Origin of the sequence: Bradyrhizobium sp. SZCCHNR1002 (assembly GCF_032381435.1) — a bacterium.
Taxonomy (GTDB): Bacteria; Pseudomonadota; Alphaproteobacteria; order Rhizobiales; family Xanthobacteraceae; genus Bradyrhizobium; species Bradyrhizobium aeschynomenes.
This window is the reverse complement of sequence record NZ_JAUHIS010000001.1, coordinates 1-19052: the sequence shown is the minus strand read 5'-3', so window position 1 is coordinate 19052 and position 19052 is coordinate 1. Positions and strand designations below refer to the sequence as shown.

Here is a 19052-nt window from a genome sequence, read left to right as displayed (position 1 = left end):
ACGCCCCAACCGACCTGAGAACACATAGTTTCCACCAACGCGAACTCTGCCTGCGCCACTCATTTTCCGGTTGCATACGACAGAATCCACGCCTATATTTTGCCACATTTCGGAAGGTGACGCTCTCCGGGAGAATGCTCCATTGAACAACAGCGACTTGCCGACATCAAAAACTACACGACCGAGCCCCGCTCTGCGCGCGGCCGAGTCAATACCCGGACGAACATTGCGCGCTCTTATACCGCTAGTTCCATACGTTGGAGAGAGCATTTCTGTATTAGTCGAGGCGCAGCTCAGCGCGCACCAAGGTCGACGAATAGATGAGCTCTTTGAAAGAGTAGCGCAACTCGAGAACACGAAAGAAACGGCCTACTCAGATTTGCTGCTAGAAAAAGCAATAAATATTGCAAGGAAGGTCGACCTTCCTAAGGTTCCACTTCTGGCTAAGATTCTTTACGACGCCCCCGAACAAGATCCATCAGAAGTCATACGATCTCACCTGTTAGATATATGCGAAACTCTTACATCCTATGAGCTCGCATTACTTGCGAGCCTTTCCGAACTTCCAAACTCAGCACGACCATCCTTGGACCTCGCAACAACGCTGCACGAGATAAGACTCAATACGCCAGACATGAAAGAAATTCACGATTTCTCCCTGGATCGACTCCGACTATTCCAATTGATAAATCAATCTGATCAGAAGACCACCCTGACGCGTTTGGGACAAAAGTTTATTTCGATCATAATTGAATGACAACAATCTTCCACACCCCATTCCCGCCGTCTAACGACCTACCGCGAGTTCATCAGCGTATTTTAGGTCGATACCGCCACAGCGATATCCGCAGATCGCGCGAGGCGCTCACGAGAATTGAAAGATGTCCCGACGACTTACCGTTCGGCACGCCGATCAACGACATTCTGAATCATTACAAGTTTGCTACAGTTGAATCAGCGGAAACGTTTTTCCGGGCCTACTTAGCGCGCCGCTACGGATCGCAGATCGACGATGACAGCCTCAACTCGAACATCTCCAGAACCATAAATTGCCTACCCGGAAATTACATTGAAGACGAACACAAAGTTGACCGCGCGTTTTGCGCTATCTTTAGAGATCTTAATTCCCGAATACAGAAGAACTCCGAAACCGGGACTCCTACTGTGAATTTTTTGGTAGGACCAACGGGATCCGGGAAGACCCTCTTCAGCAAGTCGTTATTCTCCGTTTGCCTACGTCTTTTCTGGCAGCACAGGATCATACCCACTCGTTTCGAATATTCGAAATATAATAAACGCACCTCAAAGCTCGAGAGGATCGACCTCGAATTCTTCAACCAAATGCGACAATGCCAGTTCAGAGATTTGCTGTTTTTCGTCTTTGGATCACGACTGATCAGCGATAACGATATCATTCGCCTCATTGGCGACGCAAAACTCGCACCGACAGCCGAAAACTCACTTCGAAAATTGCATGAGGCTAGCCGCAAAGACACCATTGACGGGCAAAGAACCCCGATAGACTCGCGAACTCGACTCCAATACCAAAAGTACGCTGATCAAATCGATGATGCATATAGATTTGAATTCTTGAAGCACACATCCGCCAGCTTAGGCCTAAAATATGCAATCTCATTTGACGGATTTGATAGCACAAGGATCGAACACTTCTTGTTCGACGAGCAAGCTCCCACTCCGATCGTGCCACTAATCCAACTCTTGAAAGGCCTCCACGAAAAAACAGAGCGCATTCAACCACTCAAATTTCACACCGACAATCACTACCTTCTCTATCTCCGAGACACAACATTTGACCACCTGAGAGCACGCATCACAAGCAGCGGCGTACGTCCGGTCGACTATCCACGATATTGGATAATTCCTCCAAAGTATGACCAACTAGTAGACAACATTGCTAAATACATAACTCAATCTTCGGATCCAACTATTCACCGATCGAAAGAGCTTACAGCCGACATCTTTCGAGGCATTGATAAGCACGTATTCGACGGAACAGGCATGCTCGCCTCTAGTCATATGGCATTCTTGTTCGGCTCAAACGCGCGCAGCATGAAGCGACATATTCGCCAGACGCTCACCTCAAGTCTCTATCGATCAGTATCGGAAGGAAGCATAAGCCTTGATCGAGAGGCATCCGGAATTGACATAAAGACGATATGGACATCACTAGCGCAGACTAACAACATAAGGGACATCCCTAGGCACTTAGCATTTGAAGATCTATTCCTGAACGAAACGCGCCAACTCATTCCAAAGCTACAACTCGACGCCGCACGCGCAACAGAGCTACTCAATGAAAATAGCTTTGAGAAATTAATTCCCCAAATTGAGGACCGAGATCAGGAGACCGGGAACTTTGGATGTCTCTTCAATTATTTCTACGACTATGAAATTACCTCGAAATCCCAAAGACAGCCCGCGATACTGCTGCTCATCAGAGTACTCCAATATGTCTACTTCAACAATCGATGCAATTCACGAGAGGTGCGACAATTCATAGAGAACCTGGGATACTGTCTTCCTAAACCAGCATTCAATTTCATTTTGTTTGTCCTAATTCGAACTGAATTGATTAAATGGGACGGAAGCACTGATGCTCGACATATAAATGATGTCCCTCTTTATCTTACAACAAAAGGCATTATTGGACTGACCAAAATCCTATACTCGACCACATACCTTTCGGAAAGCATCTGCGGAAGCCGCATCTTCGATCGAGAACTCTCTGCGTTTCTTAAAGGACGTGACCCAGACAATCCAATCTGGATTGCCGACTGCCTCAACAACGCCAGCATCGCCCTCTATTTGATCGGTGAAACCGAGAAGATTGAGGAGGTCCACGCCTCTGACAACTCGACGACCTTTGAGAAGTATCGGCTGTACGCAGGCCTGAGAGAACATCTAAATCGTGAGGCATCCGCAATTCTGCGGCATCCCCACCCTGCGACGGCCTCGCGTTGGAATGAAAACAGAACCTCTCTAGAACGCGCTCAACTAAAATATCAAAGTCTAGTCTTGCCGGAGAGCCAAGATGGATCTTTATAAGAAGGTAGCACTCAAGTACTTCGATCAAGATGCGGATGGATCTCTAAACGATCGGGAAGAAGCCGAGTTGCTTCGCGTTAAAGAGCTAAACAAACTTAGCTTGATTGAATTTCGTTCGTTTCCAGCGAAAGATCAAGAAATTGCTGAAGAGCTGTGGACGGCAGATATTCTCGATCGAAACTTGAAATTGCTGCAAGATCAGACAGATTTGCGACGTCTAGAATTGTCTGCATATCGGTCGCGCAAGGCCAAAGATCCTAAAGATCGCGACTGATTTCGAACTAAGTCTGTATAGGGAATCGACTTCTAACAAAAGCGCCTTGAAGAAAAGTCATTGCGATTCAGACCCAGATAGTAGCATTGCACAAGCTTACGCATTCTCCAAATGACACGCCACCCACTGGTCCTCGCCCTTGAGCCTGAGCTCCGGCACTTCGCTGCGGCAGCGGTCGAAGGCCAGGGGGCAGCGCGTGTTGAAGCGGCAGCCTTTGGGCGGGTTGACCGGGCTCGGCACGTCGCCCTTGAGGATGATGGGCGTGCGCTCGGCACCGGGCTCCGGGACGGGCACGGCCGACAGCAGCGCCTTGGTGTAGGGATGGCCGGGCGAGGCAAAGATCTGCCGCCTCGGCGCCATCTCGACGATCTTGCCGAGATACATCACGGCGACGCGGTGCGTCATGTGCTCGACGATGGCGAGGTCGTGGCTGATGAACAGCAGCGCGAGGCCGAACTCGCGCTGCAAATCTTGCAGCAGGTTGACGATCTGCGCCTTGACGGAGACGTCGAGCGCGGAGACCGCCTCGTCGCAGACGATGAGGTCGGGCTTGGCGGCGAGCGCGCGGGCAATGCCGATGCGCTGGCGCTGGCCGCCGGAGAATTCGTGCGGACGGCGGTTCACCGCGTCACGCGGCAGGCGGACGATCTCCATCAACTCCTTGATGCGCGCGTCGAGCTCGGCCTTGTCCTTGGCGAGGCCGAAATTGTTGATCGGCTCGGCGAGGATGTCGCGAATCCGCATGCGCGGATTGAGGCTGGAGAACGGGTCCTGGAACACGACCTGGACGCGGCGGCGCATCTCGCGCAGCCGGTGCGGGCCGAGATCGTCGATACGTTGGCCGTCGAGCACGATCTGGCCGCCGGTGATGTCGAACAGCCGTAGAATCGCGCGGCCGACGGTGGACTTGCCGCAGCCGGATTCGCCGACCAGCGACAACGTCTCGCCGCGCGCGATCTCGAACGACACGCCGTCGACCGCGTGCACCTTGCTCTTGGTGCGACCGAACAGGCCGCCCGAGATCGGGAAGTGCTTCTTGAGGTCGTTGACCTGGAGCAGCGGCATGGTCATGCGGCAGCCTGCTCCTTCAAGGCGAAATGACAGGCGGCGATGTGATGCGCGGCCTTCTGCTCCAGCCCCGGCGCGTATTGGCGGCAAAGGTCGGTCGCGAGCGCGCAGCGGCCGGCGAAAACGCAGCCGTCGATGCGCTGCTTGAGGTCCGGCACCTGGCCGGGGATTTCGGCAAGGCGCTTGGTCTCGCCCGACAGCGAGGAGCCGAGCTTCGGCAGCGCGCCGAGCAGGCCCTGCGTGTAGGGATGGCGCGGCGAGCGGAACAGCTCTTTCACCGGCGCTTCCTCGACCTTGCGGCCCGCATACATCACCATCACCCGCTCGGCGACCTCGGCGACGACGCCGAGATCGTGGGTGATCAGGATGATCGCGGCACCCACGCGCTGCTTCAGTTCGAGCATCAGCTTGAGGATCTGCGCCTGGATGGTGACGTCGAGCGCTGTCGTCGGCTCGTCCGCGATCAGGAGCTTGGGATTGCAGGCCAGCGCCATCGCGATCATCACGCGCTGGCGCATGCCGCCCGAGAGCTGGTGCGGATATTCGCGCACGCGGCGCGCCGGCTCGGGGATGCCGACCAAGGTCAGCATCTCCACGGCGCGGGCCTCGGCTTGCGCCTGGTCGAGCCCCTGATGCAGCCGCAGCGTCTCGCCGATCTGGCGGCCGACGGTCAGCACGGGATTGAGGCTCGTCATCGGCTCCTGGAAGATCATCGAGATGTCGTTGCCGCGCAAGCTCCGCATCTCGCGGTCGGAGAGCGTGAGGATGTCCCTGCCCTCAAGCTTGATCGAGCCCGCGATCTTGCCGGGCGGCTCCGGGATCAGTCGCATCATCGACATCGACGTGACCGACTTGCCGCAGCCGGATTCGCCGACGATGGCGAGCGTCTCGCCAGGGTTGACGTGGAACGACACGCCGTCGACGGCGCGGTTGATGCCGGTCGGCGTGCGGAAATGGACCTGGAGATTCTCGACCTCGAGCAGCGGCATCAGTTCAGCTCCGGGCCGTGGCGTGAGGCCGCATGCGGTGACAGTGGGGCCTCATGGTTCGAGACGCGCCGCGCATTGCAACTGCCCGCGATCAAGGGCAACTCGGCGCGGCGCTCCTCACCATGAGGGTCGGGGTCCGAGATCGGCGCTGCAGCGTTGTCATGATCAGGGTCCCCACAGCGCACGCTCCCACCCCTCACCCTGAGGAGCTCGCCGGAGGCGAGCGTCTCGAAGGGCGAGGCCCCAACTCGGCCGTCAAATTTTGACATCACCCCGCTCATGGTGACTTCGCCATGCGCGGATCGAGCGCGTCACGCAATCCGTCGCCGACGAGGTTCACGGCCAGCACCGTGATCGACAGGAACGCGGCCGGGAAGAACACGATGTAGGGCTTGACCTGCCACAGCGCGCGGCCCTCGGCCATGATGTTGCCCCAAGACGGAATGGTCGGCGGCGTGCCGGCGCCGATGAAGGACAGGATCGCCTCGGTGATCATGGCGCTGGCGCAGATGTAGGTGGCCTGCACCAGCATCGGCGCCGTGGTGTTCGGTAGGATGTGGCGCAGGATCACCATCGGCGTGCGCGTGCCCGACGCGACGGCGCCGTCAACGTAAGGCTGCTCGCGCAAGCTCAGCACCACGCCGCGCACGAGGCGCGCGACGCGCGGGATCTCGGCGATGGTGATGGCGAGGATGACGTTGCCGACGCTGCCGCGGGTCAGCGCCATCAGCGCCACCGCGAGCAGGATCGGCGGAATCGACATCAGCCCGTCCATGCAGCGCATCAGCACGCCGTCGGCCCAGCGCAGGAAGCCGGCGACGAGGCCGATCGCGAGCCCGATCAGCGAGGCCGCCAGAGCGACCGAGAGGCCGACCGTGAGCGAGACGCGGGTGCCGTACAGCACGCGCGAATAGATGTCGCGTCCCAGCGCGTCGGTGCCGAACCAGAAATCCGCCGACGGCAACCGCGTGCGCTTGGCCGGCGCGATCGCGGTCGGATCGACGGTGAACAGGAACGGCGCGAACACGCCGATGATCACGAGCACGAGCAAGAGCGCGCCGCCGATCGCGACCGTCGGATGGTTACGCAGGAAGCCGACGGCGCCGCGCCGGATCTTCGGGGCCGCCATCAGATCGGGCAGACGAGGCGCGACGACGAGGCCCGGCGGTGGAGAGGTTGTGGTCGTGGCGGTCAATAGCGGATCCTCGGGTCGACCAGGGTGTAGGTGATGTCGATCAGGAGATTGACGAGCACGTAGACGAAGCTGAACAGCAGCACGATGCCCTGAATGACAGGATAGTCGCGGCGCAGGATGGCATCGATGGTGAGGCGGCCCAACCCCGGGATCGCGAACACGCTCTCGGTGACGACGGCGCCGCCGATCAGAAGCGCGATGCCGATGCCGACAACGGTGACGATCGGCACCGCGGCGTTCTTCAGCGCGTGGATGAACAGGATGCCGCCCTGCCCCAGCCCCTTCGCGCGCGCGGTGCGAATGTAGTCCTGCTGCAGCACCTCGAGCATCGCGGCGCGGGTGATGCGCGCGATCAGCGCGATGTAGACGCAGCCGAGCGCGACCGCGGGCAGGATCAGGTTCTGCAGCCACGGCCAGAACCCTTGCGACAATGGCGTGTAGCCCTGCACCGGCAGCAGGTCGAATTTCAGCGCGAACACATAAGCGAGGATGTAGCCGACGACGAACACCGGCACCGAGAAGCCGAACACGGCGAAGGCCATGATCACGCGGTCGATCCATGTGCCCGCCTTCCACGCCGCGATCACGCCGAGCGGCACGGCGATGATGACGGTGAGGAACAGGGTCACCATCATCAGCGACAAGGTCGGCTCGATGCGCTGGGCGATCATCGAGGCCACCGGAAGGTTGGTGAAGATCGAGGTGCCCAGATCGAAGTGCAGCAAGCGCCACACCCAGCTGCCGAACTGGACCAGGAAGGGCTGGTCCAGTCCGAGATTGGCGCGGATGCGCTCGACGTCGGCCGGGCTCGCCTGATCACCGGCGATGACAACGGCCGGATCGCCCGGCGCGATGTACAGCAGGCTGAAGACGAACAGCGCGACGATCGCCATCACCGGCAAGGTCGACAGCACGCGTCGGAGCGCATAAGCGAGCATGTGAGTTCAGCGCCTTATGCGGTCTTCGACACGCCCCAGAACAGCGGGATCGGCCCCTTGGTCACGCCGGAGACGTTCTTGCGCCACGCGGTGTAGCCGAGGAAGAAGCCGGTCGGCGCGAACACCACGTCGTCGATCGCCGCCTTGTTGATCTTGCCGGCGATCACCTTCTCCTCGTCGAGCGACTTGGCGTTGAACCAGTTGGTGATCTCCGTCTCGACCTTCTCGCTGGTCGGCCAGCCGAACCACGCCTTGTCGCCGTTGGCACGCAGCGCGTTGTAGGCGGCCGGGTTGATGCAATCAGCACCGGCATGCCAGGTGTGGAACATGTGCCAGCCGCCCTGCGCAGGCGGCGTCTTCAGCGCGCGGCGAGCACCGACCGTGCCCCAATCGGTGGCGACGAAATCGACATTCATGCCGAGCTTCTTCAAGAGATCCGCGGTGACGTCGCCGAACGCCTTGGTGATCGGCTGGTCCTGAGCCACCACGCAGGTGATCGGCTCGCCCTTGTAGCCGGCCTCTTCCAAGAGCTTCTTAGCGGCGGCGATGTCGCGCTTGCCCTTGAGGATGTCGCCGCCTTCCTCGGTGTAGAGCGGCGTGCCGGGCGTGAACACGCCAGGCAGCGGCTTCCACAGCGAATTGTCGTCGCCGACGAGCGCGCGCATGTAGTCTTCCTGGCTCATCGCCATCAGGATGGCCTGCCGCGCCTTCACATTGTTGAACGGCGCATGCAGATGGTTGATGCGGAACGCGCCGACATTGCCCAGGGGATCGCCGATGTCGACGCCGATGTTCTTGTTGCCCTTCAGCACCGGGACGAGATCGGTGATCGGGTTCTCCCACCAGTCGACCTCGCCGTTCTGCAGCGCGGCGGCCGCGGTCGCGGGGTCCGGCATGATCACCCATTCGACGCGATCGACCAGCACCTGCTTGCCGCCGGCAAGCCACACCGGCTTCTCCTGGCGCGGCACGTAGTCGGTGAACTTCTCGAACACCGCCTTGGCGCCCGGCACCCATTCGCCCTTGACGAATTTGAACGGGCCGGAGCCGACATATTCGGACATCTGCTTGAACGGATCGGTCTGCGCGATGCGCTCGGGCATGATGAAGGCGCAGGGCGCATTGCCCTTGCCGAGCGCGAACAGCATCTTTGGATAAGGCTGCTTCAAGACCCATTTGAAGGTCTTGTCGTCGACCGCGGTCAGCTCGTTCTGGATCGCCTTGAGCATCAGGCCCATCGGGTCGCGCGCCGACCAGCGCGTGAGGCTGGCCACGACGTCCTTGGCGAGCACCGGCTCGCCGTCATGGAATTTCAGGCCGGAGCGCAGCTTGAAGGTCCAGGTCAGGCCGTCGGACGAGACCTCTTCGGACTCCACCATCTGGCGCTGCGGCACGAACTGATCGTCGATGCCGTACAGCGTGTCCCACACCATCGCCGCTGCGTTGCGCACGACATATTGCGTGCCCCAGATCGGATCGAAATTGGCGAGATTGGCCTGCGGAACGAAGCGCAAGGTGCGCGCGGATGCGCCCTGCGCGATCGCCGGCGCCGCAAACCCACCGGTCAGCGCCAGACCACCGGTGCCCGCCAATCCCTTCAATACCGTTCTGCGATCCATGTTCTCTCCTGATGCAACGTGCCTGAGTTCAATTGCCGAAATTGTAAGCAAGGCCCATGCCATGCGCGTCGCGTGCATTCATTTGAACGCAAATGAGGCATGGGACGCAAGGCCCACTCTCTCCTCCCGTCATTCCGGGGCGGGCCGCGCGGCCGCGCGAGCCCGGAATCCATAGCCACAGGCGGGCGTTGGAGGAGCGAGATGTCACTGCCTGCGTGCCCCGCACATCTGCCTGTGGCTATGGATTCCGGGCTCATCGCTGCGCGATGCCCCGGAATGACTCGTGGAGGGGTCTCGGCCTTGCATCACTGCTTCTTCACCGGCGATCCATCGGCCATCAGCCTTTCGCCTTTGCGTTCGACGATCATCCCATAGGCCTGCGGCTGGCGATGGACGTCGAAATTGAAGATCGTCTGCTTATAGGACTTGCACAGATCGAGGTCGCAGCGCGCCAAAGCGATCTCGTCGCCCTTGGTGGCGCAGGCCGCGACGATCTCGCCCGACGGCGCGATGATGCAGCTGCCGGCGATGTGGTCGATGCCCTCCTCGATGCCGCCCTTGGCGACACCGATCACCCAGGTGCCGTTCTGATAGGCACCGGACTGCATCACGAGGCGGTTGTGGAACAGCGAGAGGTCGTCATGCTCCGGCGCCGGCGGATTGTGCACCGGCGTGTTGTAGCCGATCAGCACCATCTCGACGCCCTGCAGCCCCATCACGCGATAGGTCTCCGGCCAGCGGCGATCGTTGCAGATCGCCATGCCGAGGACGCCGCCGAACGCATCGGCCACGCCGAAACTCTTGCCGGGCTCGAAGTAGCGCTTTTCCAGATGCTGGAACTTGCGCCACGGCTCGTGCTCGGCATGACCCGGCAGATGCACCTTGCGGTATTTCGAGACGATGCGCGCGTCCTTGTCGACGAGGATGGCGGTGTTGTAGCGGTGCACGATGCCGTCTTCGACGGTCAGCTCCGCATAGCCGAGGCAAAATCCGATGCGCAGCTCCTTCGCGAGCGCGAACAAGGCCTGCGTTTCCGGCCCCGGCATCTCGCGCTCGAAATAGCAATCGATCTCCGCCTGATCGGCCATGTACCAGCGCGGGAAGAAGGTCGTGAGCGCGAGCTCGGGATAGACGATGAGATCGCAGCCATTGGCGTGGGCCTGGCGCATCAGGGCGATCAACCGCGCAACCACCGCGGTCCGTGACTCGCTCCTGGCGATCGGGCCGAGTTGACCAATGGCGACGTTGACGAAGCGCGGCATGATTATGTTCCTTATTTCGGAACTGGCTCGTCGTTCCGTGGGCGCGCAGTTCTTGCACCGATCATGCCATGCAGCCTCGTCGGCGCAAGCACCTCATTCACGACATCGTCTCATTCACGAACGCCAGGCGCGTAGCCGAAAGCGATCGCCGGCTCGGCCGCGGTCTCGACCCACACGCTCTTCACCTGCGTATATTCGTACAGCGCCTCGACGCCGGAGGAGCGGCCATGGCCGCTGTTGTTGTAGCCACCGAAGGGCGAGGCGACGTTGATCGTCTTGTAGGAGTTGATCCAGAACGTGCCGGCCTTCACGCTCGCTGCAACGCGATGCGCGCGCGCGACGTCCTTCGTCCACACCGCGCCGGCAAGACCGAACTCGCTGTCATTGGCGATCGCGATCGCCTCCGCCTCGGTCTCGAAGCGGATCGCCGCGACCACGGGGCCGAACACCTCCCTGCGCGCGATGCCCATCGCGTTGGTGACGTTCTTCAGCACGGTCGGCTTGACGTAATAGCCGCTGTCCGCGCGCTCACCATTGCTGCCGGCGACGATCTCGGCGCCCTCCGCCGCCCCCTCACGGATGAGCGACAGTACGTGATCATATTGCCTGGCGTTGTTGATCGGGCCAATCTCGGTCTCCGCCGACAGCGGATCGCCGCATTTGATCTTGGCTGCGCCTTGGGCCACGAGATCGACGAAGCGGTCATACACTGCGCTCTGCACCAGGAGACGCGAACCGGCGACGCAGCTCTGGCCGGCGCCGCCGAAGATCGCGGCCTGCGCGCCGATCGCAGCGCGTTCGAGATCCGCATCGGCGAACACGATGTTGGCGGACTTGCCGCCGAGCTCGAGCACCGACGGCACCAGCCGCCGCGCCGCGGCCTCGCCGATCAGGCGGCCCGTCGGCACCGAGCCGACGAACACGACCTTCTTTACAGCGGGCTGCTCCAGCGCCGCCTGCCCCGTGGTGTGGCCGAAGCCGGCGAGCACGTTGACGACGCCGTTCGGCAGCCCCGCGCCCTCGGCGATCACCGCGAGCACCAGGGACGTCAGCGGCGTCAGCTCGGACGGCTTGAGCAGCACTGCATTGCCCATGCTGATCGCGGGCGCGATCTGCCAGCCGGCGGTGAAGATCGGCGCATTCCACGGCGTGATCTGCAGCACGACGCCCATCGGCTCGCGGCGCGTGTAGTTGAGATGGCTCGACGGCACCGGGATGACGTCGCCGTGGAATTTGTCGGCCCACCCCGCATAGTACTCGAACATCTCCGCGACCTTGGCGACCTCGCCCCTTGTGTCGCGGATCGGCTTGCCGGCGGCGAGTGCTTCGAGCTGCGCGAGCGGCTCGGCGTGGGCGAGGATCGCCCGCGCGATGGCCTGCATGATGCGGCCGCGGCCCGCAGCCGTGAACTTCGCCCACTCCGCCTGCCCGGCCACCGCGGCCTGCGCCGTCATGGCTGCGACATCGGCGCCGGCATCGGCATAGCTGAACAGCACCTTGCCGGTCGCGGGATCGTTCACGGTAACGGTCGCGCCGGTGCCGATGACGAACGTGCCGCCGACATGCGACCCGATGATCTCGAACTGCGGCCAGAAAGGCAGCGCGGCTGTGCGCAGGCGGGGATCGATGAAATGGGTCATGGCTGCACTCTCACGGCTTCGAGATCGGGCCGAGCTGCAGCTCGACGATGCGGTTGAAGTCCTCGCCATCGGCGATACGGGCGGCGCTGTCGGCCCAGATCCGCGCGGTGTCGGTGGCGATGGGCAGCGCGAGGCCGAGCTCGCCGATGAACTGCGCCGCGAGCCTGACGTCCTTGCGCATCAGCTGCATGGTGAAGCCGGAATCGAACGCGCCGTTGAGGATCCAATTGGGCACGTTGACCAGCGTGACACCCGAGCGGCCCGAGCCGGCATTCACCCCTTCGAGCAGCCTGAAGGCATCGACGCCGGCGGCCTCAGCGATACGCAGCGCCTCGGCTGCGGTCAGCAGATGCGCGGCGCACAGCAGATTGTTGACGATCTTGGCGACATTGCCAGCGCCGACGCCGCCGACATGCACGCGCTTGGCGCTCATGCGCTCCAGCACCGGCAGCACGCGCGCGAGATCCTCGTCTTCGGCGCCGATCACCATGGTCATGGTGCCGGTCGCGGCGCCCTTCGGTCCGCCGCTGACCGGCGCATCGACGAAGCCCATGCCGCGCGCCTTGAGCAGCTCCGCCAGCCGGCGCGAGGTCTCGGGATGGGAGGTGGACGTATCGACGATGACCACACCGGCGCGGCCATGCGTGAGGATGCCGCCAGCCCCCTCCACGACGCGCTCCACGATCTCGGCGGTGGGCAGCGACAGAATGACGATGTCGGCGGCGGCGACGATCGCGCCGATGCCGTCCGCGAGCGCAATTCCCTCGGCGGCCAGCGCCGTGCGCGTCGCCTCGGCTGCGTCGTAGCCGGTGACGGCAAAGCCCGCGCCCTTGAGCGTCAGCGCCATGCCGCGTCCCATGTTGCCAAGTCCGATGATGCCGACCGCGGTCACGTCGCCTCCTGTTCCGATTGCCCCGGAAACGTAACAGCCGCGTTTTGCGGCAGACATCAGCGGCCTGCCACGCTAATGTTGACCTGAAGTCAACGCTTCGGATCTGCCGTGACCTCGCCCCTGCTCGACCACCACCGACTGCACTACCTCTACGAAGCCCTCCGGCTCGGCTCCGTTCGCGCCGCCGCCGAAGCGCTCGACATCAACGCCTCGGTGATCAGCCGCCAGATCGCGCTGCTGGAAAAGGAGCTCGGGCTGACCTTGGTGGAGCGGCTGAGCCGCGGCATCCGCGCCACCGAAGCTGGCGCGCTGCTGGTCGAGCGCTTCCGGCACTGGCAGGCCGACCAGGCCGACACGGTTGCGAAACTGCGCGAGCTTGTGGGCCTCAAGCGCGGCCATGTCGACATCGTGCTCGGCGAAGGCTTCGTGAGCGACCTGATGTCCGGCCCGCTCGGCCGGTTCTGGCAGCGCCATCCCGATCTGACCATGGCGTTCGATCTCGCCGGCACCAACGAGGTCGTCAACGCGGTGGCCGAGGATCGCTATCACATCGGCCTGGTGTTCAATCCCTCAGCCGATCCGCGCATCCGGATCGCCACGGCGAGCCGCCAGCCGCTGTGCGCGATCACGCCGCCGGATCATCCGCTGGTGCGGCTCGGCCGCCCCTTGCGCCTGCGCGAGCTCGCCGACCATCCGCTCGGCCTGATGCATCCAAGCTACGGCACCCGCCAGATCGTCGCGCTGGCAGAAGCCGCCGAGCACATCGCCCTGGCGCCGAAGCTCACGACCAGCTCGATCAACGTGCTCCGTCACTTCGTCAAGAGTGGCCTCGGCCTGACGCTGCTCCCCGCGTTCTCCATTGCCGCCGATCTCGCCGACGGCTCGCTCGCTGCGATGCCGGTCGACAGCCGCCTGCTGTCCTCGAGCGAGGCCTGCGTCATCACCCGGCGCGGCCGCGAGCTGCCACATGCGGCAAGTCATCTGCTGCGCTTCCTCAGCGGTCAGATGAAGGCGTTCAAGGGCGGCGCAGCAGCACGCAGGCCCGGCATCGGCGCCGCCGCGCGATGACGGCCTGACGTTCCCGATTGCTCTCTATTGCACTAGCGTATTGGTTGCGGTTGGATATCGCAACGCCAGGAGACACCGTCATGCGCCACGTCCTTACGATCGCCTTCCTGCTGGCAGCGACCGCAGTCCAGGCTGAGACCTGCCAAGTCATCGGCAATCAGGTCGTGTGCGACGGTGGCATGTCCGGGCAGCGCATCGGCAACAACACCTATTGGAGCGATGGCACCTCGTCGCAGCAGGTCGGACGCTTCACCTACAACAGTGACGGGACGAGCTCGCAGCAGATCGGCAGTCACACTTACTACAGCGACGGCACATCCTCGCAGACGATCGGGAACACCACCACCTTCAGCGATGGCAGGTCATGCCGGCGGATCGGCAATCAGATCTATTGCGATTGACCGGTCTCCAGCAGAGTCGGCGCCATCTAGTTGGCTGGACGGTCTGGAACGGGTGAAGGCTGGAGCGGGTGAAGGGAATCGAACCCTCGTATTCAGCTTGGAAGGGTGTCGGCCCCTGAATACTTCCAAGGCGCATTCGGACAAAATGCCGCTCGGAGCAAGATTGAAGCGCTACGACTTTTCCAGCATGTCCGAACTTAAAGGGTCAAGTCCACACTCGCATCCGATCTCCCGATCGGCGAGCGGTCAATTTTGCCAGAACGGTGGCTCGCCCCGTCCTAAGGGTTAGCAGGTGCTGCTAGTTTACCGGACCAACAAAGGCTTTTGCGGTCGTCTATTTTACCCCAAGAACATGCACCGATATCACCCTCTGCCTGCAGCTCCGCCCAAATGCCGGAAGCCTGGGAAGCCACGAATCAGCAGACTGCTGCTCCTGTTATCCGGCGTGCAAATTTGACCCCCTAGACTGGGGGATCGGCGTCCAAAATTGACCTCCCGATTGTTGGCCGTAGCAGGCTGCCCGCTTCGGGTTGAAGCGGGTGGTCAGGGGGATGCTGGTTGTGGAGACAATTGCGCGCATCAGGCGCGAGCACTTCGTCAAGGGCAAGACGATCAAGGAGATTGCCCGTGACCTCAATGTCTCGCGGAACACCGTCCGCAAGGTGCTGCGGTCGGGCGAGACATCATTCGAGTACGAGCGGGTGGTGCAGCCCCGGCCGAAGCTTGGGCAATGGACGAACGAGCTCGAGCGATTGTTGTCGGCCAACGCGGCGAAGGCGTCACGCGAACAGCTGACGCTGATCCGGATCTTCGAGGAGCTGCGCGGCCAAGGCTATGACGGCAGCTATGATGCGGTGCGGCGCTACGCCAGGCGCTGGGCCAAGGAACACGGTGAGGCCACGGCGGCGGCCTATGTGCCGTTGAGCTTTGCGCCGGGTGAGGCCTACCAGTTCGACTGGAGCCACGAGATCGTTCTGTTGAACGGGGTGACGGTGACCGTGAAGGTCGCCCATGTCCGGCTCTGTCACAGCCGGATGCTGTTCGTCCGCGCCTATCCGCGCGAGTCGCAGGAGATGGTGTTCGACGCTCACGACCGGGCGTTCGCCTTGTTCAAGGGCGCCTGCCGTCGCGGCATCTACGACAACATGAAGACCGCGGTCGAGACGGTGTTCGTCGGCAAGGACCGACAATACAATCGCCGCTTCCTGCAGATGTGCAGCCATCATCTGGTCGAGCCAGTCGCCTGCACGCCCGCTTCCGGCTGGGAGAAGGGCCAGGTCGAGAACCAGGTCGGCCTGGTCCGCGAGCGCTTCTTCACGCCCCGGCTGCGGTTCAGGAGTTACGACGAGCTGAACGCCTGGCTGCTCGACAAGTGTATCGCCTACGCCAAGGCGCATCGCCATCCCGAGTTGGCGGAGCAGACGATCTGGGAGGTGTTCGAGGCCGAACGCCCCAAGCTCGTCCCCTATGCCGGACAGTTCGACGGCTTCCATGCGGTGCCGGCCTCGGTCTCGAAGACCTGCCTGGTCCGCTTCGACAACAACAAATACTCGGTGACGGCGAGCGCCGTCGGCCGCCCGGTCGAGGTGCATGCCTATGCAGACCGCATCGTCATCCGCCAGGACGGCAGGATCGTCGCTGAGCACAGCCGCGCGTTCGGCCGAGGCGAGACGCTCTACGACCCCTGGCACTACGTCCCGGTGCTTGCCCGCAAGCCCGGAGCCCTGCGCAACGGTGCGCCCTTCAAGGACTGGGTGCTGCCGGCTGCGATGGAGCGCGTGCGGCGCAGGCTTGCCAGTGTCGACGATGGCGGCCGGCAGATGGTCGATATCCTCACCGCCGTGCTGACCGATGGCCTGCCGGCGGTCGAGGCTGCCTGCACCGAGGCGATCGCCGAGGGCGTCCACTCCGCCGACGTCATCCTCAACATCCTGGCGCGCCGGCGCGATCCGGAACCGCCTCCCTCCATCTTCACGCCCGCCGCACTGACCCTTCGCCACGCCCCCGGTCGCCGATTGCGCCCGTTACGACAACCTCAGGAGAACCGTCTGATGGAACGATCCGAACTCTTCGATCTCATGGCTGAGCTCGAACTCCATGGCATGAAGGCTGCCTTCGACGAGATCATGGCCAATGCCGTCAAGCGTCAGCATGAACCCCAGCGCATCATCGGCGATCTGCTGACGGCCGAGATTAGCGAGAAGCAGGCCCGCTCGATCAAATACCAGCTCACCATCGCCAAGCTGCCGCTGGCCAAGGATCTCGGCGACTTCCAGTTCGAGGGCACGCCGATCAATGCAGCTCTGGTGCGCGATCTCGCCGGTGGGAGCTTCCTTGCTCAGCAGCGTAACGCCGTCCTGATCGGCGGCACCGGGACCGGAAAGACGCATCTGGCCATCGCCATCGCCCGCAGTTGCATCCGTGCCGGTGCCCGCGGCCGCTTCTTCAACGTCGTCGACCTCGTCAACCGGCTGGAATCCGAGGCTCGCAATGGTCGGCAAGGCCGGCTCGCCGACCACCTGACCCGCATGGACTTCGTCGTTCTCGACGAGCTCGGCTATCTGCCATTCGCCCAGTCCGGCGGCCAGCTGCTGTTCCACCTGATCAGCCGCCTCTACGAGCGCACCTCGGTGATCGTCACCACGAACCTGTCGTTCGGCGAATGGCCGACTGTCTTCACCGATGCCAAGATGACGACCGCACTGCTGGACCGCCTCACCCACCACTGCGACATCATCGAAACCGGCAACGACAGCTGGCGCTACAAGAGCCGCGACGACGATCATATCCCAACCCGCGCTCGCGGCGTCTCCGCAACCCCGACCAGCTCCAACGCCGCGAGCGCTACCGCCAGGACTCGTGGCACCAGGGGGTCAAAGTTGGACGCCGATCCGGGGTCAATTTTGAACGCCGGTTGACAGACATAGGTCCAGACGCGCCCGGTGCGCGTCTTGCCGTTGGCCAGAACCGGCACGGTGGTGTCGTCGGCACGGATGCGCTCGGCAGCGAGGACATGCGCCTTGATCGCCTCGACCAGCGGCATCAAGGTCGCAGCCGCCGCGCCGACCCAGTCCGCGAGTGTGGAGACATCGAGCGCGATGCCCTCATGCGCATACGTCGTGCTCTGCCGGTTGAGCGGCAAATGCAGCCCGTATTTGGCGAACAGGATATGCGCCAGCAAACGCGGTCCGGCACGTCCGCGTGAGATCGGATGGAACGGTGCCGGCGGCTGCGTGATCGCCTCGCAGGCGCGGCAGGAGAACTTCTCACGCACATGCTGGATCACCTTCCACTGCCGCGGCACGAGCTCCAGCGTCTCGGTCACGTCCTCGCCGATCTTGCGCAGCCTGTCGCCGCCGCAACATGAGCAATTGGTCGGCGCCGGATGCACGATGCGCTCCCGCGGCAGGTCTTCGGGCAGCGGCCGCCGCGCCGGACGCCGCCGCTCGAATGGCTGCACGCCTATCTTCGCGGCCTTGGCGCGTTCGGCTGCCAGATGCGCCTCGGCTTCGGCCTCCGACGCATCCTCCTCGAGATCGGCGAGGTCAAGCTTGAGCTGTTCGAGCACCGAGGCGCGCTCCGACGACGGTCCATATTGCTGGTGCTTGAGCTTGGCGATCGTGAACTTCATCTGTTCGATCAGCAGCGTGCGGGCGCGGACCTCGGCTTCGAGATTGCGCGCCTTGGATTCCGCTGCAAGCTGCGCCGCCTGGCCGGCGAGCACCAGCGCCTTCAGCGTCGCGACATCATCGGGGAGCGAATCGGCTGTGATCATCGACAGGGATGGAATCACAGCTCCGCCCGGCACGCATCAGTGCCGTTACGTTCGAGCGCTCAACCAACAGCTTCCGGGCGCCACGTCCGCTTCGGATGCCGCCAGTCGATGCCTTCAAGCAGATAGCCGAGCTGGGCCGGCGTGATCGTCACCGCTCCGTCCATAGGCTTTGGCCAGATGAAGCGGCCGCGCTCCAGCCGCTTGGCGAACAGGCACATCCCCTGGCCGTCGTGCCACAGCACCTTGATCAGGCCGCCGCTGCGGCCGCGGAACACGAACAGATGACCGCCATGCGGATCGCGCTTCAGCGTCTCCTGCACCAGCAGCGCCAGGCCGTCGAAGCCCTTGCGCATGTCGGTATGGCCGGTCGCCAGCCAGACCTGGGTCCCGGAGGGAATCGGGATCGTCATCGCGAGCCTGCCCGAAGCGCCGTGATCACCGCCGTCACCGTCGCGGCATCCGCCGCGCCGCTGATCCGGATCTTGGCCTCAGTCCCGATCTCGACCTCGATCAGCCCCTGCGTGCAGGCTGTTGCCGCGTGCGGATTGGCGGCGATCGCCACCGCGGCAAAGCGGGGCGGCGACGCCTCCTTGCCACACAGCTGCTGGCGCCAGCGGAACACCTGGCTGGAATGCACACCGAACGCTCGCGCCACGCCCAGGATCGTCGTGCCCGGCTGCAACGCCGCCGCGACGACACGCTCCTTGTCAGCCCGCGACCAATGCCGCCGTCGCCGCTCCGACGTGATCACTTCCACTTCCGCTTTGGCCATAGGACTAGCTCCAGGACTAGGTTCTGTACTCATAAATGGATTCCGTTAGCTGACGGACGGTGATTCACTCCCCTTAGGTGATTTGGGGGGGGG

General features: G+C 62.5%; 16 protein-coding genes and 2 pseudogenes. 7 read left to right on the top strand and 11 right to left on the bottom strand.

What is annotated here, in order from left to right:
* The first annotated feature begins 142 nt into the window (after positions 1–142).
* Genes QX108_RS00090 through QX108_RS00080 form a run of 3 tightly spaced genes read left to right on the top strand, consistent with a single transcriptional unit; the run spans position 143 to position 3340 of the window.
* Positions 143–757: a hypothetical protein gene (locus QX108_RS00090; RefSeq protein ID WP_315785111.1), complete on the top strand. Its 615-nt coding sequence runs from the start codon at positions 143–145 to the stop codon at positions 755–757.
* Positions 754–3066, top strand: coding sequence for a hypothetical protein (locus tag QX108_RS00085; protein ID WP_315785114.1), 2313 nt, complete (start codon positions 754–756; stop codon positions 3064–3066). Before QX108_RS00090 ends, QX108_RS00085 begins: the two co-directional genes overlap by 4 nt.
* Positions 3053–3340, top strand: a complete 288-nt coding sequence (locus QX108_RS00080) for a hypothetical protein (RefSeq protein ID WP_315785118.1) — start codon at positions 3053–3055, stop codon at positions 3338–3340. The genes QX108_RS00085 and QX108_RS00080 overlap by 14 nt, the downstream gene beginning before the upstream one ends.
* A 96-nt stretch (positions 3341–3436) precedes the next feature.
* On the opposite strand, the gene QX108_RS00075 is transcribed toward QX108_RS00080, so the two are convergent.
* The 8 genes from QX108_RS00075 to QX108_RS00040 form a co-directional block, all read right to left on the bottom strand.
* A complete protein-coding gene (locus QX108_RS00075; RefSeq protein WP_315785121.1) occupies positions 3437–4411 on the bottom strand; it encodes an oligopeptide/dipeptide ABC transporter ATP-binding protein in 975 nt (324 codons plus the stop codon).
* On the bottom strand, positions 4408–5397 hold the full coding sequence (locus QX108_RS00070; protein ID WP_315785125.1) for an ABC transporter ATP-binding protein: 990 nt from the start codon (positions 5395–5397) through the stop codon (positions 4408–4410). Before QX108_RS00070 ends, QX108_RS00075 begins: the two co-directional genes overlap by 4 nt.
* A gap of 277 nt (positions 5398–5674) precedes the next feature.
* Positions 5675–6592, bottom strand: a complete 918-nt coding sequence (locus QX108_RS00065) for an ABC transporter permease (protein WP_315785128.1) — start codon at positions 6590–6592, stop codon at positions 5675–5677.
* The gene (locus tag QX108_RS00060; RefSeq protein ID WP_315785131.1) at positions 6589–7530 is read right to left on the bottom strand and encodes an ABC transporter permease; all 942 of its coding nucleotides are present in this window, start codon (positions 7528–7530) and stop codon (positions 6589–6591) included. Before QX108_RS00060 ends, QX108_RS00065 begins: the two co-directional genes overlap by 4 nt.
* Before the next feature lie 14 nt (positions 7531–7544).
* Positions 7545–9149 (bottom strand): ABC transporter substrate-binding protein, encoded by a 1605-nt coding sequence (locus tag QX108_RS00055; protein ID WP_315785134.1) that lies wholly within the window; start codon positions 9147–9149, stop codon positions 7545–7547.
* Positions 9150–9454: 305 nt separating this feature from the next.
* Positions 9455–10411, bottom strand: a complete 957-nt coding sequence (locus tag QX108_RS00050; protein ID WP_315719535.1) for an N-carbamoyl-D-amino-acid hydrolase — start codon at positions 10409–10411, stop codon at positions 9455–9457.
* 110 nt (positions 10412–10521) lie between these two features.
* On the bottom strand, positions 10522–12051 hold the full coding sequence (locus QX108_RS00045; RefSeq protein ID WP_315785139.1) for an aldehyde dehydrogenase family protein: 1530 nt from the start codon (positions 12049–12051) through the stop codon (positions 10522–10524).
* 10 nt (positions 12052–12061) lie between these two features.
* Positions 12062–12943 carry an NAD(P)-dependent oxidoreductase gene (locus QX108_RS00040; RefSeq protein WP_315785142.1) on the bottom strand — a complete coding sequence of 294 codons (882 nt, stop codon included), beginning with the start codon at positions 12941–12943 and terminating at the stop codon, positions 12062–12064.
* A 108-nt stretch (positions 12944–13051) separates the two neighbouring features.
* Here QX108_RS00040 and QX108_RS00035 point away from each other — a divergent pair, with 108 nt between their 5' ends.
* From QX108_RS00035 to istB, 4 genes and pseudogenes are all read left to right on the top strand, one after another.
* Positions 13052–14011, top strand: a complete 960-nt coding sequence (locus QX108_RS00035) for a LysR family transcriptional regulator (RefSeq protein ID WP_315785144.1) — start codon at positions 13052–13054, stop codon at positions 14009–14011.
* 80 nt (positions 14012–14091) lie between these two features.
* A complete protein-coding gene (locus tag QX108_RS00030) occupies positions 14092–14412 on the top strand; it encodes a hypothetical protein (protein WP_315785147.1) in 321 nt (106 codons plus the stop codon).
* Between the two features lie 551 nt (positions 14413–14963).
* A pseudogene (gene istA, locus QX108_RS00025) lies at positions 14964–16464 on the top strand (IS21 family transposase).
* On the top strand, positions 16464–17330 hold the full coding sequence (istB, locus tag QX108_RS00020; RefSeq protein WP_315785150.1) for an IS21-like element helper ATPase IstB: 867 nt from the start codon (positions 16464–16466) through the stop codon (positions 17328–17330). Before istA ends, istB begins: the two are co-directional and overlap by 1 nt.
* A 2-nt stretch (positions 17331–17332) precedes the next feature.
* Here the strand turns inward: istB and tnpC are convergent.
* From tnpC to tnpA, 3 genes and pseudogenes are all read right to left on the bottom strand, one after another.
* Positions 17333–18205 (bottom strand): annotated as a pseudogene (tnpC, locus tag QX108_RS00015) (IS66 family transposase); the annotation flags it as partial.
* Between the two features lie 41 nt (positions 18206–18246).
* Positions 18247–18597, bottom strand: coding sequence for an IS66 family insertion sequence element accessory protein TnpB (gene tnpB, locus QX108_RS00010; protein ID WP_315785153.1), 351 nt, complete (start codon positions 18595–18597; stop codon positions 18247–18249).
* A complete protein-coding gene (tnpA, locus tag QX108_RS00005) occupies positions 18594–18959 on the bottom strand; it encodes an IS66-like element accessory protein TnpA (RefSeq protein WP_315785157.1) in 366 nt (121 codons plus the stop codon). Before tnpA ends, tnpB begins: the two co-directional genes overlap by 4 nt.
* Between the last annotated feature and the right edge of the window lie 93 nt (positions 18960–19052).

What these genes read in the sequence shown, in the direction of transcription:
- QX108_RS00085 (WP_315785114.1), top strand. Translation starts at nt 754, where the DNA reads ATGACAACAATCTTCCACACCCCATTCCCGCCGTCTAACGACCTACCG.
- QX108_RS00080 (WP_315785118.1), top strand. Translation starts at nt 3,053, where the DNA reads ATGGATCTTTATAAGAAGGTAGCACTCAAGTACTTCGATCAAGATGCG.
- QX108_RS00075 (WP_315785121.1), bottom strand. Translation starts at nt 4,411, where the DNA reads ATGACCATGCCGCTGCTCCAGGTCAACGACCTCAAGAAGCACTTCCCG.
- QX108_RS00070 (WP_315785125.1), bottom strand. Translation starts at nt 5,397, where the DNA reads ATGCCGCTGCTCGAGGTCGAGAATCTCCAGGTCCATTTCCGCACGCCG.
- QX108_RS00060 (WP_315785131.1), bottom strand. Translation starts at nt 7,530, where the DNA reads ATGCTCGCTTATGCGCTCCGACGCGTGCTGTCGACCTTGCCGGTGATG.
- QX108_RS00055 (WP_315785134.1), bottom strand. Translation starts at nt 9,149, where the DNA reads ATGGATCGCAGAACGGTATTGAAGGGATTGGCGGGCACCGGTGGTCTG.
- QX108_RS00050 (WP_315719535.1), bottom strand. Translation starts at nt 10,411, where the DNA reads ATGCCGCGCTTCGTCAACGTCGCCATTGGTCAACTCGGCCCGATCGCC.
- QX108_RS00045 (WP_315785139.1), bottom strand. Translation starts at nt 12,051, where the DNA reads ATGACCCATTTCATCGATCCCCGCCTGCGCACAGCCGCGCTGCCTTTC.
- QX108_RS00030 (WP_315785147.1), top strand. Translation starts at nt 14,092, where the DNA reads ATGCGCCACGTCCTTACGATCGCCTTCCTGCTGGCAGCGACCGCAGTC.
- istB (WP_315785150.1), top strand. Translation starts at nt 16,464, where the DNA reads ATGGAACGATCCGAACTCTTCGATCTCATGGCTGAGCTCGAACTCCAT.
- tnpB (WP_315785153.1), bottom strand. Translation starts at nt 18,597, where the DNA reads ATGACGATCCCGATTCCCTCCGGGACCCAGGTCTGGCTGGCGACCGGC.
- tnpA (WP_315785157.1), bottom strand. Translation starts at nt 18,959, where the DNA reads ATGGCCAAAGCGGAAGTGGAAGTGATCACGTCGGAGCGGCGACGGCGG.